This window comes from Streptomyces olivaceus, from assembly GCF_000721235.1.
In the GTDB taxonomy this organism is placed as follows: Bacteria; Actinomycetota; Actinomycetes; order Streptomycetales; family Streptomycetaceae; genus Streptomyces; species Streptomyces olivaceus.
The window spans coordinates 1-15,703 of the sequence record NZ_JOFH01000065.1 but is presented as its reverse complement, the minus strand read 5'-3'; the positions used below and the strand labels follow the sequence as shown (position 1 = coordinate 15,703).

Sequence of the window (15,703 nt, the reverse complement as noted above, 5' to 3'; positions counted from 1 at the left end):
CTACGGATGATTGCTGCACGCGCCCGGTTCCCCACCACACGGATCATGATCAACGATCAAGGTCTCGACGCGCTACCGCCAACCATGCACGAGCTCGTAGAGGCTGTCCCGTAACTGTTGGTCAGAGGTGAGATGATCTTGCCGTGGCTGGTGTGATCACGGCGTCGGAGCCCTCGTGGATAGGTCCGTTCACCGGACTGAGCCCTCGGCAGTTCAACAAGCTGATCACCGCGCTGCGGCGTGAGGGGGCCGATCCCGTCCGCAAGGGCCGGCCGTGGTCGCTGCCGTTGGAGGACCGGGTGCTGCTGGTGGCCGCGTACTGGCGCACCAACCTCACCCTGCGTCAACTCGGCCCGCTGTTCGGCGTCTCGAAGTCGGCGGCCGACCGGATCGTCGCCCACCTCGGGCCGGCGCTCGCCCTCCAGCCCCGGCGGCGGTTCCGCAGGGAGACCGTGCTCATCGTGGACGGCACGCTGGTCCCCACCCGCGACCGGACCGTGGCCGCGTCCAGCAAGAACTACCGCTACTCCACCAACCACCAGGTCGTCATCGACGCCGACACCCGCCTGGTGGTCGCCGTCGGCAGGCCGCTGCCCGGTAACCGCAACGACTGCCGGGCCTGGGAGGACTCCGGTGCGAAGGCCGCCGTCGGTACCACCCCCACGGTGATCGCCGACGGCGGCTACCGGGGCACCGGCCTGACCATCCCGCACTACCGCCGGCACAAGGTCGAGGAACTGCCGGCCTGGAAGGAGGGAGCACAACGCTTCCCACCGCAAGGTCCGGGCCCGCGTCGAGCACACCTTCGCCCGCATGAAGAGCTGGAAGATCCTCCGCGACTGCCGCCTCAAGGGCGACGGCGTCCACCGCGCCATGCTCGGCATCGCCCGCCTGCACAACCTCACCCTCACCGGATGACAGGCAAACGAGCAGGTCAGCCAGCATGTCCCAGAGCATTTACGGGACACCGTCTAGCCTGACGCGCCTGTTCTGCGCTCATCGGACAGCAGTGGGTCGACGGCCTGAGGGGAGTCAGGCGTGGCACGCCGCAGAGTGGGGGAGGTCTTGTTCTCTGTGCGAGCTCCCCCGTGCTGCCAGGACACATGGCGCGCAGGAGCGAAGAGCGGTTCTGCCCAGACCATGTCTGTCCCAGGGGCAAGAGCGAAGACCTGTGACTGGGGCCTGGAGGCGACTTCGGCACGGCACAGCGATTCGAAGTGCTCCCTGACCTGGTTCCAGGTGCGGCCTTGACCAGTGCCGAGTTGCACGTAGACACGGACGAGATCCCGGTATCCGTGGTGTCGCCCAAACCACTGTGCGAGCGAACGGACATCGCTACGGCTGTTCGCTGGCTGCCGGAGGTGAGTGACGGTCAGACCCTCCACTTCAAGATCCCCCGTCGACACTGGACTATCGACCAGGATCCTCCACCGGTCCTGATGTGTATCTCTCATCTCCTTTACAGGCTTCGGTGAGGAGGCGATCCGCTCTGCCGCGCCGCGAATGTACGGTCGCAGCTCCTCGAACGTTGTCGGTAGACAGGCTCCTTCCGCATAGCTGCCGGAAGGCTTGCGCAACTCGTCGTCGAAGAGACGGCTCAGCCGCTGTGCACTGTCCGCCGAGTCGTAGTCCGCCTCCTGCCACAGACGCAGCAGCCTGCCGGAGAGCAACTGCCGTTGAACTTCTCTGTCCGCCTCGAGCACCAGCATGGAGTGGTACGGGAAGCGGTAGTCCCGGCTTGCTGCTTGCCTGAACAGCTTGACCGCTCCGGTGAGTACGAACATGTCCAGGGCGTGCCGAAGACTGCCGTCGTCATCCTCGGAAAGGCCTGCCGTCCGCCATACCCGGACCACCTGTGCGTCGCCGCTGCTGACCTCGTCCGATCCGAGATAGCTGTCCGGCCTGGGCAGTCTGACGACGTAGTCCGCCGGCAAGAGTGCTCCCTCGCCGGCCGGGTCGAGCGCGGAGCGGACAAAGGGCATCCAGGCGTAATTGACGTACTGGGACCGTGGGAGCAATTCCAGTAGTTGCGCGATGATTTCGTTGATACCGGGCCGTCCGCGCCCTGGGGGCGATGCGTGTGCCGCGGACCAGGGATCCGGTTCGTCGTCGATGACGAGCGCCGGAACCTCCGACAGGCCGGCACCGTGCGCAGTCAGGTCGCGGACCAGCCTGCCGAGCACGCCGGCGTCGCGCTTCACAGCCAGCAGGCGTGGCGCCGTGTGCCGCAGGTTGGAAACGGTGTTCAGTGGCAGCGCCGGGTCTGACCGCCGGAAGGCCCACAGTTGCCTGTCGGCCTCCGTGCCCTGGTAGTCGTGTTCGGCATTCGTGATCCGCAGAATCGGATCCTCCTCGCCGTCCACGAGAAGAGCATCCAGCGCCCGCTGGACCTGAAGCCGTTGACTGTTCCGTGGCCCGCTGACCACGATCACCAGCCGGTACCCCGCATCGATGGCCTTGGCGGCCACTGCCGTGAAGTTCGTCGTCTTCCCTGATTGCACATAGCCCACGACGAGTCCGCGCGATCGCTGAGCGAGCGGGCGGGTGGGTTCGGCGAGGCGGCTGAGGACTGCGCTGACGCTGTTGTCGATGTACTCGACAGCGTGACCGGAGGACGAGCCGGGGAACGCAGCCGCTGCAGCCAGAAGACGCGACCAGTATCCGACGGTGGGGGAGAGCGGGCTCCTTGCTTCGCACGGGCTCTCTCCGGCCGGGCCGTCCTGGTCTCCGTCGTCCACTACGGGATCGGTGACCGAGGAGGCAGCCAGCAGTTCGAGGAACTCGGCGACGTCGGCCTGCTCGGCCGTCACCGGCTCCCCGCCGTCAGAGAGGTGGTCCAGCGCCTCCTGCCACGCGGCGTGACGCTCGTCCGTGCGTGCGCCTTCGGCTGCGCTCCGGACGAGGATGTCCTGTGCGCGACGGGCCATGTGCTGGAGGGCGGATGCGGTGTCGGGCGTTTTCATGCGGGCCTCCCATCGGATCCCTGGGCGCGTGCTTTCGTCGTGAACCGCCGCCAGATTCCCTCGGCGGAGCGGTACGGGAGGTCGAGCTTGTCGGCGACGTCCTTGGGTGCCATGCCCGTTGCACGCAGCCGGATCATGGCGCGGACCGTTTCGCGTTCTTCACCGAACCGGGTGTCGAGGTCGATCCAGTCCTCGGCGGCCGTGAACTGATCCGCCGCCCTGAGATCCTGCTGTTCCGGGTCGGGCTCGGTGGTCTCCTCGTGCGTGCGGTACTTCTGGGTGGCGGCCCAGGTCTTCGCGACGGTGGAGAACTGACAGACCACCAGGTTGATGAAGGTGTTCTTCAGGTCAGACTGTCGGGGATCCCATCTGCCGTCCCTGAGTACCGTGCGCAGCGCCCGGCTCCCGGCCAACAGGGCATCCTGGGCGAGATCGTGCCGGGCGGTCTCGTCGCGCCGGAGAACGTCGCGCAGGGCTGGTGACAGGGCCGTCACGGGGCGCCACTTCTTCCTTGCCTCCTTGAGGATCCTCCCGCTCCTGATCCAGGCTTCCACGACGTCACAGGCCTCCTCCTGCATCACGCCGATGAACACCTCCCATGCCGGTCCCTCGAAATCGTGCCGGCGCAGGATCTCCATCACCCGGACATCCTCCGGCCGGGCTCCATCGGGCGGCTCCGGAACGTCCCGGCGTGCTCCCGAGGCGGCGTGCCCGTCACCTGGGACGGCAGGGAATTCGGCGTCACCGCCTGCCGGTTGTTCCGACCTCACGAACGGTCCTCCTCGACGATCCGACTTCAGGTCGAGCCTCTCGTTGGTCTTATAGGTGCGAGATCCCGCGCCTTCCCCCGCACCGCAGCTGTGTGCCACGTCACACACGAAAAGTGAGGGCCCAGCGGGGATGCCAGCACCTATACGGCGAGTAGAGGCCGACACCCGGTCGGCCCCGTCACGAGGAGCAGCGCGTGCCCGAACCGACCCCCACCCCGAGCCCTGACGCCTCGCGCCCCCTGCTCACTGCGCACGCGGCCATCGTCATGCTCGCGGCCGCCCTCGTAGGGGCTGTGGCCGGTGTGCTCACCGGCTACAGCACCGGCAACACCGCCGGCGCCGTGCTCGCCGGGCTTGGTGCCGCGGGGCTGAGCGTGCCGATTCTGCACAACCTGATCGGCAGCTGAACTCCAGGGATCCCGGACAGCCGCCCGCCTCGGGAGATCCTCAACTTATGCTCAGAAATGCTCTGTTCGCAGGTGTTCCGGGTGATGATGCGCCGCATGGAAGCGCAGACCAAGCACCGCATCTACGTCCTCGCCGGTGTGGTCGTAGCGGCTGTGTACGTCCTGATGCTGTGGCGCGGACCGTGGATGCTCGACGGCGCCCACCTGCGTGAGCGCGACCTCCAGCCCGCTGACGGCGTCGTCATCACCGGCGTTCGGACCATGCTGGTCGCGCTCGGCGCCGGGGTGATCGCCGCGCTGGGGCTGTACTACACGCGCCGCACTCACCAGCACGCCGAGAAGCTGTATGCGCACAGTCAGGAGCAGTTCGCCCACGCGCGCGAGAAGGACCGTGAGCAGGCGGAGCTGACCCGGGAGGGGCAGGTCACCGAACGCTACGTCGAGGCGATCAAGCTGCTCGGTTCCAGCAACCTGCACCAGCGGCTCGGCGGCATCTACAGTCTCGAGCGCATCATGAACGACAGCGACAAGGACCACCGGACCGCCGTCGAGGTCCTCTCCGCCTTCGTCCGCACCCCCGTGTCGGCCGGCAGCACCCCTGCCACGGCGGCGAGTTGTTCCGACGGTACGGATCCGCAACGCGGGCCCGGCGACATCCCCGCGCCCGATGTCGCCGCGGCCCTGACCGTGCTCGGGCGCCAGCCCGTCAGGGACACCCCCGCCGTGCCGGATCTGCGTGAGGCCCGCCTTGTCGGCGCCGTTCTGCGCGATGTCAGCCTGGAGGACGTGAATCTGCAGGGGGCGATCCTCACCGCAGGCGTCTTCGAAGGGGTCTCGCTCTTCGGCGCCCACCTTGCGTCGGCCACCCTGACCGGAGCCGCCTTCCGCGGCAGTGACCTGTCCCAGGTGATCGCACCGGGAGCCGATCTGACCGGCATCAGCGTGGAGGACAGCGTGTTCACGAACGCCGTCCTGACGACGGTGCGCCTGACGGGAGCGGACCTCGCGTACACGGACTTCCGTCATGCGAACCTCACCAGTGCCAACCTGACGGGAGCGGACCTGGTCAAGGCGAAACTGCAGTATGCCTGCCTCGAGCACGCCGACCTGAGTGGGGCGAAGCTGGAAGGCGCCGACCTCACGTACACCGACCTCGTCCGCGCCCGGCTCATCGAGGCCGACCTGACCGGCGCTCTGCTCGACCAGGCCAACCTCGCGCACGCCGACCTCGGCGATGCCATGCTGGACGGCGCCGACCTCTCCACGGCCCACGGGCTGAGCGTCCGCCAGCTCCTCACGGCCCACATCACCGGCGACACGGAACTCCCCGACCGCCTGGCTCGCGACCCGCGGATCAGCAACCGGATCAAGGAGTGCGAAGCGGCTTCCCGGCCGGCGTCACGCTGAGAGGAATCGGCAGTTCTCGAACTGCAGGGTCAGCGGCACCGGCCGTGGCCGGCCGGTGTTCTGCAGGCCGCTCAAGGTGGCGGCCGCTGCGGCAGAGTTCGTCCAGTAGGCGCCGGGCCGGTCCAGGACCATCACCCGCTCCGCGTGTTCGCGGACCCCCTCCGGCAGGTGCGCGGTGGTCACGGGCTCGGCCGGGTGGTCGGTGACCACTTGAGCGGTGACAAGCACGGCCATGTTGTACTCGCCGGCCAGCGCACGCACCTGTCGCATGGTCGCGGCGGTGTCGAGTCCCGTGTCGGTGAACTCGCTGAAGTGCTGCACCGTGTCGATGGCCCACAGTCCGATGGGCCGCCGGTGTCGCTTCATGATTGCTGTGGCGCCGCTGACGAGGCTGGCGCGGGCGGTGCTGCCCGCGGTGGCCCCGTGGAGGGCGAGCGGCAGTGTCTGCATCTCGGGCAGGGTGCTCGCCCTGAAGGCCGGCCAGCCTCCGGGCGGGGCCTGCCGCCGCGGGGCGAAGCCGTACCGGGCGGCGATGACCTTCTCCTTCAACACGTCGGTCGTGATCTCTCCGGAGGTGAACAGGGCCGGCCGGCCCTGTTCGGCGGCGTGCAGGGCCATATTGAGCGCGAGCGTGGACCGGCCCGCCGTCGGCAGGGACACCAGAGCCGTGACGCGACCGGCAGCAAGGCCAGCCAGAGCAGTTGCTCCGGGCCATGGCAGCGGACACGCCTCGGCCGGCCGACTCCGTGCCGCAGATGGGCCCTTGGCAAGGGCCTCGGCGAGAACGGCGACAGCCGCGGCCCGTCCCGCCGCGTCCAGGCGGGGCGGGAGCAGCCCTGCCTCGGCGGCCTCCCGCACCCTGCGCAGCGCTTCCTGATAGCCGCACCCGCACTGGCGGTGCAGGTCCCGGGCAATCTGCTTTTGGTGGGTGGTGTTCGATCCGTTGCGCGACTTGGTCATGACGGACTCCAGGCACCCCGACCGCGCTGTCCCACCCCGGCGCGCCAGGTGCACCAGGTCGTCAACGACGGTTCTGCAGCACCGAATCGGTCCGTCTCCGAGCGGCCGCTCGGTTCGCTCTCGGCCGGAGGTGGGTCCGGACCGCAGCACGCACATGACGAGATACGTGCCCCCACAGTAGCCGCGCACATCCAAGATCGGGCGACTGTTTCGGGCGATCTCTGCGACAACAGCCCGTGCCGGGGCGGTGGTTGCTGCTGAGTGGATGACCGCGACAGCCGACACGAACCCCGACCGGCCAACGAGGTCACACCCATAAGATAAATTAATCCAGGGCCCGCCTGAATTCATAGAAATAAGACAGCAGAATGCAAGAGAAGAATTCCGGACGCGCTGGGACCGCGGTGCTCCGAACCGGGGCGGTCTCTGGGTAGTCCAGGCTCCGCCCTCCGGATTCCGCAGCACCGTCCGAACGGGACGGCCCGGGCGCGCCTCCTCGCCATGCGCGGCAGCGAAGCAGTTCCCGGGCACCCCCGTGTAGGCGGGCGGCAGAGAGAAATGACATCCCATCATAAAATGACGGACCGTCCATGAAATGATGTCGGGTATGGATGACGGTGGAGAGCGGCAGCTGAAGGACGCGATGACGGCCTGCACGAGGCGGAGGAGAACGTGACCCGTGCGCTGCGCGCCTACCTGGCCCCAGATCTGGTCACCGGGCGTCCGGTACACGGCAGGATCGGTCGTGCCGCCCATCTCACCGGCTGGGGCGAGCAGCGGGTCAAGGAGATCGCCAACCCGGCCCTCGCCGAACGGCGCCGGGCCAAGCGGACCGCCGACTGACGGCCGCCGACGGAGGCGGCGTGGTTGAGCGAACAGACGCTCTCGTACCACAGTTGAGGGCATGGCCTTCCTGGTGCAGCACGCCATATGGGGAACCATCGACGCAACCGCGCATGACCTGGGATGCGGCAGGTCATGGGACGCCGTGCACCGTGCCCGGCCGAGCGCCCCGCTGACGTGCAGGGAGTGCCGGCACGGCATGGTGGCGGTCCGCTCACCCCGCGGACTGTGCTTCTTCCGTCACGCTCCTCGCGCCCCGCGGTGTTCCATGGCTGGGGGCGAGTCTTTGGAGCATCACCTGCTGAAGCTCGAACTCGCCCAGGCTGCCCGCGCTGCAGGGTTTCACGCCGAGTACGAGGTGGGCGCCCCGGACGGCTCCTGGCGAGCCGACGTGATGGCGACGAGCGCCGACGGCACGCGAAGAGTAGCCCTGGAGGCGCAGCTCTCGCCGATTACTGTCGAGGACGTCCAGGCCCGCACCGACCGCTACGAGGCACAAGGCATCACAGTCTGCTGGTTCGGCGTCGCCCCACGACCGTGGATCGGGAGCACCCCATCGCTTCTGCTGGACAGCCCGCAACAGCCCGGAGCGCCCTGGACAGTGAGGGCCGGAATCGCCCGCATGACTTCCGGTGATTCCTTGTACCAGCACTGGGTCCCCGTTCACGGGGTGAGCCTCACCGACGCGATCACCTGGATGGTGAACGACAGGATGCGGCCGCACACTCCGGTCTGGGTGGCCCGGACGGTCCGCGACGAGAACCGCGGGGGATGGGCTTCCGAGTGGGTCGGCCCCAACCTTGAGGAGTGGCAGGTGTGGTGGACGGCACCGCGTTACATCGACGCCGACGTTCAACAAGAGCGCGAGTTCCGGGAGCAGGCCGAATACGCGAAACTTGTTGCGATCTCCCCCAGGGACGCATTCCGGGAGCGCACCGGAATCGAGCATCTCAGCACCCTGAAATCTCTGATATGCGGTCACTTCAGCAACAACACCATGCGAACGCTTGCGGATTTCTCCATGCGATTCGCGCCCGAATACGAGGACGGCATGGCCTTCTACGGGTACAGATGGACCCGCGGCATGGGGAAAACCCGAGACCGGAAGCCTTTCATGGTGGTCTACCCCAACCTGCGCAGCGGCCAGACCTGGGTCCACGACGTACCCGTCGCATTCCCGGCATCCATCGGTGACCAGCTCCCAAAGATGGAAGGGCTCTGGCTGTTCGACCTCGCCGAGAAGCGGATATGGCCCGCCGAGCCCCCAAGGTCGGTCGTGTCGGCGGCCATGGAGAGCTGGAACCTCACGACGACAATCGATGCACAGCAGCAGAACCCCGGCCCGGACGCAGACGACACAACCGCACCAGAGCACGAGCCCCCACGACAGTGACCACGCGGAAGCGCCCCGGACTGCACAGCCGCGCAGGCCTCGGCGCCGTCCTCGATGCCGAGCCGGTCGCCGAGCAAGGCGCTCACCGTGCGCCGGAACACAACCTGGCGACCGAACAGGAAGACCTGAGGCGGCTCGCTGCCCACAGTCACCGCGCCCGCCTGCTCGCCCGGAGCGAAGTTCGCCGCACCACGGGTGAGCACAAGCGCACCTGAGTCCAGGCCCGTCCGGTCTTCTTGGACGACCCCGAGGCGCTCGCAGCTTCTAGGCTCGCGGCATGACGATGCCACCGGCCGAACTCGAGGAGCAGAAGGACACGTTGGAGCTCCTCAACAGCGAGGCGGCCTCGCGCCTGACGCGCCAGTCGGAATCGCTGGCGAAGATCGATACCAAAGCGGTGCTCCTGATCGGCTTCGCGGCCACCGCCGCGCAGTTCCTGGCGACACGCGCGCACCATGACGTCCTCGCCTACTGCGCCCTTGCCGCGTACGCCGTCACCTTGCTCACGGGAGTGCAGACGATCCGAGTGGCGGAGCACAAAGAACTCGAGCTCCGTCCGATGCTCGCCGCCCACGTTCGCTCGCCCAAGAGCCGAGTCCTGGCCGAACTGGCGGCCACCCGGGCGTCGATCTTCGAGCAGAACAAGCGGCGCCACGAATGCATGGCTCGGTACTGGACCGTCAGCCTGTGGTCGCTGATCGCCGGGCTCAGCCTGTCAACTGCCGCACTGCTGCTGCACACTTGAGCCCTATGAGCAACGGAGAGAACCAGGACGGCAGCCAGCCCGCTCCCACACCGGCCCCCGCGGGGCAGCCCCCGGCCCCCGAGCCGGACTTCGTCGACGCCTTCACCAACCAGACGATGATCGGGACCGACAAGGAGAGCGACAACGACACCACGCTCAACAAGGCGGTGCGGCCGCAGAGAAACACCGAGACCCGCTGAAGCGGCGCCTGCACCTCCACCGGGCCCGACCACCCCACCGCCCGGTCCCTCCGTGCGAGGACAGATACGGCCCCCGGCCAGGCATGAGGCACGCACCGCTCCTGCCCGGCCCGCTCAAGCCAGCGATCATGGCCAGGTGGCAACTTCCTCGATCGTGTCGGCGATCAGAGTCGGCAGGTGATGCATGGCCTGCTCCAGCACCTTCTCGATCGGCACGGCGTGCCGGCTGCTGTCGACGTTGATGTGGTTCGCCCACTGGGCGGGCTGATAGCGGGCCAACATCGACAGGGCGTAGAGCAGCACCCACCAGGCCATCAGCGAGTGAAGCTCACGGGACAGCCCCGCAGGGGCGGGGAAGAAGTACCGGTGACCGGCGTATCCCCGCGTCATGGCGCGCAGCCGTTCGAGCCGGTCCTGTGCGCTCCTGCTTTCCGCGGGCATCTCCCAGTGCACGGACAACCACCCCGCGTTGGGCAGATGACGTTCGTACCTCGGAACCTCCTCGCCCGCCGCGGTACGGAAGACGAAGCTGTCGCGTCCGGCGGTGCCGGGATAGGCGGCCAGGTAGCCGTCCAGAGCCTGCCGGGTCCCAGCGTCCACGACGTGGTCCGGAATGTCGCCGATCTCGACGGTGAGCAGCGGATGATCCTCGCTGCCGATCTCGCTTGCCGCATACAGCGGCGTGAGCCGATCCCGTGTGCTCAGCGGGTACTGCAGGTTCACGGGGAGCGCGTCCCAGACGTCCTCCAGCCGTACCGCCGGCGTGCCACCCCACACCGGCGACTCCAACAGCTCGCTCAGCCGCACGAAACTGCCGCTGCTGCCGGCAGGATCCGTCCGGATCTCGATGTCCGCGAAGTCCTTGTGATACCCGGTGACATGAATACCGTGGGCGAGAAGGTTCCAGTCCTCACCGCGCAGTCCCACCGCCGCGGCCGCGATCGCCCGCCCTGCCTGACTCAACCCGTAGAACACCAGCAGCGGGCGGGTCTGGGGACCGACGGCCTCAGCCGCGCGGAGCATCTGCTGCGCCTGCTCCAACGCAGTGGAGTACGTCTTGGCCCGAGCACCGCCGCTGGCCCGACCAGGTCGGCTCGCACGACTGGACCGCAGCCTCTCCCATGCCTCCAGCGGGTCTATCTGCATATACATGCGCAGAAGCTACCGAACGACGGGCCCAGAACAGCCCAAGAGCCTGCTCCATAGGCAGACCGCCATGGAGAGCCGGAACCTCACGACCGACGACTGGCCTGGCAACAGAGCCCGGTCCGGGGCACAGACGAAACCGCTGCTCCCAGGCCACCGGCCCCCGGCACGGCGGTCACCGCAGAAGCATCCCGGGCCGCACAGTGCGCGATCCCGGCATCCCTCACGATGCCGATCTGGCCGTCGAACGTGGTCCCGATGCAGGGAGAAGGACCGGGGAGGGGCGAGATCGCTCGGGCTCAATGGGCCTCGGGAGGCTCACCGCAGGTGTCGCAGATGCCGGGATTCAGCCACGTGTCGAAGAAGCGGTGAGCGAAGCGGCCGGGGCCAGCGTACTCACGCTGCGCGGTGAGCAGACACTCCCGGCCGTGCCGACAGCGGCCGCAACAATCGTGTGTGGGGATGGTCCATGTGACCTTCTTGCTGCACCCCATGTGACTGCACACGTAGTAGCCGCCTGCATGGTTGGACCAGCGACGAGTGACCAGCTCCGGTTCCTCCTCAACAACGTCGGCATCAGCAGCCCTGGAGCCACTCGCTGCGGCGAGGACAACCAAGCGCCAGACCAGCGCGGCCGTCACCACTACGCCCACCTTGACCCCGGGCCGCAGACTGTTCCATCCGTCAGCGATGCGCCGACGCCAGCCCTGTGCCGCATCACCGCCCGCCGGGGACAGAGTGGAAGGCCGAGGCTCACCGCTGGGAGTGCCGGAACTCTTTGCGGCCTCGAAGGCCGAAGCGGGCTCTTCGCCTTCGGAGCCAGGCTGGTCAGGCGTGGAGGCGTTCACCCGCACAGACCTACCGCACCCGACGCGCACCTGTCCGGCGTTCTGCCGGTATCGCCCAGCCGAAGTGGACGCCATGGCCGCTGTTGGTGACAGCATCAGCTGTGCCGGGGATACGGGGGGGGGCGGGATGAGTAACCAGCAGCAGCGGCGTGGACGCGTGCGCCTAGCGCGGCGGAGACCGACACCTTGGAGAGTGCGTCTCCGGCAAGGCCAGGCGGAGCCTGCCCGCGGGATCCCATGGGCCACCATCGCAACCGCCGTCGGCGCGGTGGCCGCGATCGTGACCCTTCTGTTTACCGGCATCGCGACGTACTACAGCGCTGCGATCGCACGGCAGCAGCTCGACCAGGCGCGGGAGGACAGCGAGAAGGAGGACAGGGAGCAAGCAGCACGCGTGACGTTCTGGATGGAGGAAGGCTCCAAGGCTGGAGGGCGGGCCGTCCACCTGGTGAACCGATCACCGACGTGAACGTGATCCTCGGTACCACCTACAAGGGAGGAGAATACGAGCTCCTCCTCCCGGACGACGGTCTTCCCCCGTGCACTGAAGCGATCTTCAGGAGCGCTGGGACGAATGCTCTGATCACACGCAATGCCATAGGCGAGGTTGATCTCGCAGACTTCACCTGGTGGGAAGTCGACCTGCTCGCCTTCACCGACCGCACGGGGCAGAGATGGGTGCGAACTTCGACCTCTCTCCAGGACACAGAAGAAGCCCTCAAGGCTCTCCCCAGACCCCAGCCCAAGAGCACGCCCGACGGCCTCGTACTGGTGACGGGTCCGTCCAAGACGGCAGCGATGAAGGAGTGCGGCTCGGACAAGTAGCCGAAGAGACCAGCGCATCACCCCGGTCCGGGGCGGCTACCGCCCAGCAGCGGATCAGCCCCCGGGGACGCCTGGGCCAAAGCCGACCTTGCCGAGCGAGCACAGCGCACCCCTTGGTTGGTGCGGATGGACCTGGTCTCGCTCCGGCCAGTCGACCAGCCCCGGCGAGCAGGACAGGCTGCGCCAGACCCCCACATCGCTGATGAATCGAAGGCGCATCTGCGGGGCAGCGTCTTGGATATCAAGGCGCAAAGGGCGAACCAGGGCCGGAATGGCACCCCTTGCAGGGACCCCGACAGCACTGGCACGCAGACCACCCGGGCTACCGGCAGCGGAAACAAGTGCCCCCTACGTACCGCCCGTTCCCCAAGCACCGGCTACGCCGAAGGCCGACCGGTCAAGGTCAGCGGGAGTGCGTCCTGGGGGCGGACGAGGACGACGCGGTGCCGGGCACGGGTGATGGCCACGCGCAGCAGCCGGCGGTTCGCCTGGATGCGTTCGGTGTCCCACTCAGCGTCCAGGAGCCGTCCCTGGCGGTTGCCTTCGACGATGACGACGCCGTCGAACTCCTTGCCCTTGGATCGGTGCATGTTCATCAGGCCGATCTGTGCGGTGTCCTGCTCGGCCTGGGAGAGCTGGGCGTCGGCGAGCGCACGCCGCACCTGGGCGGCCGCGTTCCGGTAGGAGCCGTCCGGGCTCCAGGCTTCGGTGAGGGTGAGCGAGAGCAGGTCGGTGGCGTGCAGCAGCCGCAGCATGCGCACCTGCTTGAACAGTTCGTCCAGTTCCGCGGACCCGCTCAGCTGGGAGCGCGCTTCGCGCCAGTCGGCCACGGGCTGCCCGGCCAGCTTCAGCCCGGCGTCGTACGCCGCCGACAACGCCTTGGCCGCATTCGCCCGCACCGGCTTGCCCTCCCGCAGCTGGGCGAGGGACCGCTCGATGACCGTGACGGCCTGGCGCGCGTTCTTGGCGCCCCGCTGCGCGTACTTGGTGCGGTAGTAGTCGGCCACGGCTTTCAGCGTGCGGGAGAGCGCCTCGGGGCGGTCCAGGCCGGGCCACTCGAGGACGGAAGCGACGACGAAGCCTGCGGCCGCGGCCAGTTCAGGATCCCAGTGCAGCATGTGCTCGACGGGCTCCAGCACCTGCGGCCCCATCCTGTTCTGTCTGCTGATCGTCTCGGAGACGCCGGCGACCAGCTGGTTGGTGGTCGCCAGGACCGCGATCGTCGGCACACGCCCCAGCTCCTCCTCGAGTTTGGCGTGCAGGGCCAGCAGCGCCCAGTGCGCGTGGACCTCGCAGGAAGCGTCCCACCAGTTCAGCGAGTACGGGACAACAGTCACGCTCGCGGGCCGGGGGTGGGCCCGGTTGTGCAGGACGGCGTTGGCGTAGTTGAGCAGGCCGCCCTCGGGACTGCGGTGGTTGTCCGCCGACAGATCGAAGCGGTCCGGCTGCAGGTGGGCGATGGCGTGGTCGATGCGCTCCTCGTCGACGCCGGGCAGGTATCCGAAGATCCGCTGGTCGGGGTCGGCCAGGCAGATCACCGTCGACGTCCGGCTGAGCGCCTTGACCACCTGCCACTGGTCGGTGCTGGTGTCCTGGAACTCGTCGACGATGACCATCGGGTAGATGCTGCTGTAGAGGTCCCGCACCGCACGGCTGCCGTCGAGCAGCTGCGCGGCGCTGGCGGCCAACAGATCGAAGACGTAGCGCCCCTCCTCGACGGCCATCCGCCGGCACTCGGCCTCCCAGGCCTCCTTGTCGCCGTCGAAGTCGGCACGCATCTCCCGCTCCCGGTCGGGAGTGATGAACGCGCCGGGATGCCCCGCCAGCAGCCGCCCGTGGCTGCGCACGAGTTCGAGGAAGAAGGCGTGGAAGGTCCGCACCTCCAACCGTGCACGCACGGTGCGCGTCAGCAGGCCCTGCATCCGGTCGGTGATCTGCCGGACAGCGGCGCGGGAGAAGCTCAGGAACAGCACACGCTGCTCCTCCTCCAGGGCCTCGATCGCCTTGAGAGCCTTGAGCAGGGCGATGGTCGTCTTGCCGCAGCCGGGGCCGCCTTCGATCAGCAGGTGTCCGGTGCTGTCCAGGATGGCCTGGCGCTGGTCGTCCAGGGTGATGTCACTCGGCTTCACCGGTCACCCCGTCCTCACTGGTGGCGGGGGAGTCCGGGCCGCTCACAGGGGGTGTGCGCAGGTCCGCGTCGACCTTCAGCAGGAAGTCCACGATCGAGGCCGGCAGCTCGGAGCGGTTGGTGCACTGGGAGATGAGCAGGGCGGCGTAGCCGTCTCCCTTGCGCTTCTTCAGGACCTTCCAGAGCAGGGCGGCGACCTGGGCGTCGTCCATGCCCTCCTCCAGCCGCCCGTGGTGTTCCGGATAGTCCGGCAGCGCATCGGCCACGGACAGGAACTTCCGCTGCACGTGCGCGGGCACCTCGATGGTCAGGAGGTCCTCCATGCCGCCGTAGGGAATGACCTTGTACAGGGTGAAGTCGCCGGTCTTGGCCGCGAACTCCTCCGACACCGGCTTGGCCGGGGTGTCGTGGATGCCGTAGACCCGTTTGCCCAGGCTCTTGAAGAGCGGCGCGAACGAAGCGACCGCATTGTCGGCCCCGGCATCGAACACCGACACACCCACCAGATCGGGATGGTCGTAGTCCACGGAAGGGTCCTGCTCGAGCACGTCGGCGACGGCCGGGACCAGGTCCGCCTCGGTGCGCCCCTCCACAACGAGCACGGCACGGGCCAGCACCGCCTCGGCGAACTGCCGCCGGTTCGTTGCGTACTGCTTGGGCTTGAAGCCCTGGGGGAGGACCACCGGCGAGCTGCTGAGCGTGCCGCTCTCATCGCGCCCCAGCACCACGATCTGCGAGGGGTCGAACTTGTCGATCACATAGGGGGAGTGCGAGGTAACGATCGCCTGCCCCATCCGCTGCGTCACGAAGTCGACCAGCCGCCGCTGCGCGTGCGGGGGCAGCGCGATCTCCGGCTCCTCCATCGCGAAGATCACGGAGTCCTCGCCCTTGAGCTCGGCGATGTAGGTCAGCATCGCGAAGACCAGGAGGTTCAGGGTGCCTGTACTGAGCCGGTTGAACGGCACCGCGTGGGTACCGGGCTGCGTCGCGACGAACAGCCGCAGCGTCTCCCGCAGGTGCTCCCGGGTGGCTTCCGACAGATGAATGTCGACCGGCTCCGTGTGGGCC

General features: G+C 68.0%; 16 protein-coding genes and 1 pseudogene. 10 read left to right on the top strand and 7 right to left on the bottom strand.

Annotated features, from left to right (window positions below):
• Positions 1–143 precede the first annotated feature (143 nt).
• Positions 144–918, top strand: a pseudogene (locus IG94_RS39250) (transposase).
• A gap of 53 nt (positions 919–971) precedes the next feature.
• On the opposite strand, the gene IG94_RS0137005 reads toward IG94_RS39250, so the two are convergent.
• On the bottom strand, positions 972–2,963 hold the full coding sequence (locus IG94_RS0137005; RefSeq protein WP_031048136.1) for a Z1 domain-containing protein: 1,992 nt from the start codon (positions 2,961–2,963) through the stop codon (positions 972–974).
• Positions 2,960–3,604: a hypothetical protein gene (locus tag IG94_RS0137000; protein ID WP_031048132.1), complete on the bottom strand. Its 645-nt coding sequence runs from the start codon at positions 3,602–3,604 to the stop codon at positions 2,960–2,962. The genes IG94_RS0137005 and IG94_RS0137000 overlap by 4 nt, the downstream gene beginning before the upstream one ends.
• Positions 3,605–3,927: 323 nt before the next feature.
• On the opposite strand from IG94_RS0137000, the gene IG94_RS0136995 reads away from it, so the two are divergent.
• Positions 3,928–4,140 carry a hypothetical protein gene (locus IG94_RS0136995; RefSeq protein WP_031048128.1) on the top strand — a complete coding sequence of 71 codons (213 nt, stop codon included), beginning with the start codon at positions 3,928–3,930 and terminating at the stop codon, positions 4,138–4,140.
• A 96-nt stretch (positions 4,141–4,236) separates the two neighbouring features.
• A complete protein-coding gene (locus IG94_RS39245; protein WP_157852394.1) occupies positions 4,237–5,547 on the top strand; it encodes a pentapeptide repeat-containing protein in 1,311 nt (436 codons plus the stop codon).
• Here the strand turns inward: IG94_RS39245 and IG94_RS42710 are convergent.
• The gene (locus IG94_RS42710; protein ID WP_157852392.1) at positions 5,539–6,507 is read right to left on the bottom strand and encodes a DnaB-like helicase C-terminal domain-containing protein; all 969 of its coding nucleotides are present in this window, start codon (positions 6,505–6,507) and stop codon (positions 5,539–5,541) included. The two genes, IG94_RS39245 and IG94_RS42710, sit on opposite strands and share 9 nt — an antisense overlap.
• A gap of 672 nt (positions 6,508–7,179) precedes the next feature.
• Between IG94_RS42710 and IG94_RS41210 the strand changes: the two genes are divergently transcribed.
• From IG94_RS41210 to IG94_RS42705, 5 genes are all read left to right on the top strand, one after another.
• A complete protein-coding gene (locus tag IG94_RS41210; protein WP_224326687.1) occupies positions 7,180–7,350 on the top strand; it encodes a hypothetical protein in 171 nt (56 codons plus the stop codon).
• A gap of 268 nt (positions 7,351–7,618) precedes the next feature.
• Positions 7,619–8,743, top strand: coding sequence for a competence protein CoiA family protein (locus IG94_RS39845; RefSeq protein WP_052411049.1), 1,125 nt, complete (start codon positions 7,619–7,621; stop codon positions 8,741–8,743).
• On the top strand, positions 8,740–8,958 hold the full coding sequence (locus IG94_RS0136970) for a hypothetical protein (protein ID WP_031048116.1): 219 nt from the start codon (positions 8,740–8,742) through the stop codon (positions 8,956–8,958). The genes IG94_RS39845 and IG94_RS0136970 overlap by 4 nt, the downstream gene beginning before the upstream one ends.
• Before the next feature lie 62 nt (positions 8,959–9,020).
• The gene (locus tag IG94_RS0136965; protein WP_224326689.1) at positions 9,021–9,488 is read left to right on the top strand and encodes a hypothetical protein; all 468 of its coding nucleotides are present in this window, start codon (positions 9,021–9,023) and stop codon (positions 9,486–9,488) included.
• Between the two features lie 5 nt (positions 9,489–9,493).
• Entirely contained in the window at positions 9,494–9,688 is a 195-nt protein-coding gene (locus tag IG94_RS42705) for a hypothetical protein (RefSeq protein ID WP_031048111.1), read from the top strand.
• A 126-nt stretch (positions 9,689–9,814) separates the two neighbouring features.
• Here IG94_RS42705 and IG94_RS0136955 read toward each other — a convergent pair whose 3' ends face one another.
• Entirely contained in the window at positions 9,815–10,834 is a 1,020-nt protein-coding gene (locus IG94_RS0136955) for a YaaC family protein (RefSeq protein WP_428837412.1), read from the bottom strand.
• A 299-nt stretch (positions 10,835–11,133) separates the two neighbouring features.
• Positions 11,134–11,475, bottom strand: a complete 342-nt coding sequence (locus IG94_RS41200) for a hypothetical protein (RefSeq protein WP_224326692.1) — start codon at positions 11,473–11,475, stop codon at positions 11,134–11,136.
• A 487-nt stretch (positions 11,476–11,962) separates the two neighbouring features.
• On the opposite strand from IG94_RS41200, the gene IG94_RS0136950 reads away from it, so the two are divergent.
• Positions 11,963–12,151: a hypothetical protein gene (locus IG94_RS0136950; RefSeq protein WP_157852390.1), complete on the top strand. Its 189-nt coding sequence runs from the start codon at positions 11,963–11,965 to the stop codon at positions 12,149–12,151.
• Positions 12,148–12,507 (top strand): hypothetical protein, encoded by a 360-nt coding sequence (locus IG94_RS0136945; protein ID WP_031048103.1) that lies wholly within the window; start codon positions 12,148–12,150, stop codon positions 12,505–12,507. Before IG94_RS0136950 ends, IG94_RS0136945 begins: the two co-directional genes overlap by 4 nt.
• Before the next feature lie 377 nt (positions 12,508–12,884).
• Here IG94_RS0136945 and IG94_RS0136940 read toward each other — a convergent pair whose 3' ends face one another.
• Both IG94_RS0136940 and IG94_RS0136935 read right to left on the bottom strand, forming a co-directional pair.
• Positions 12,885–14,636 (bottom strand): UvrD-helicase domain-containing protein, encoded by a 1,752-nt coding sequence (locus tag IG94_RS0136940; RefSeq protein WP_224326694.1) that lies wholly within the window; start codon positions 14,634–14,636, stop codon positions 12,885–12,887.
• On the bottom strand, positions 14,623–15,703 hold a 1,081-nt coding region (locus tag IG94_RS0136935), incomplete at its 5' end, for an ATP-dependent nuclease (RefSeq protein ID WP_043485683.1). The genes IG94_RS0136935 and IG94_RS0136940, both read right to left, overlap by 14 nt.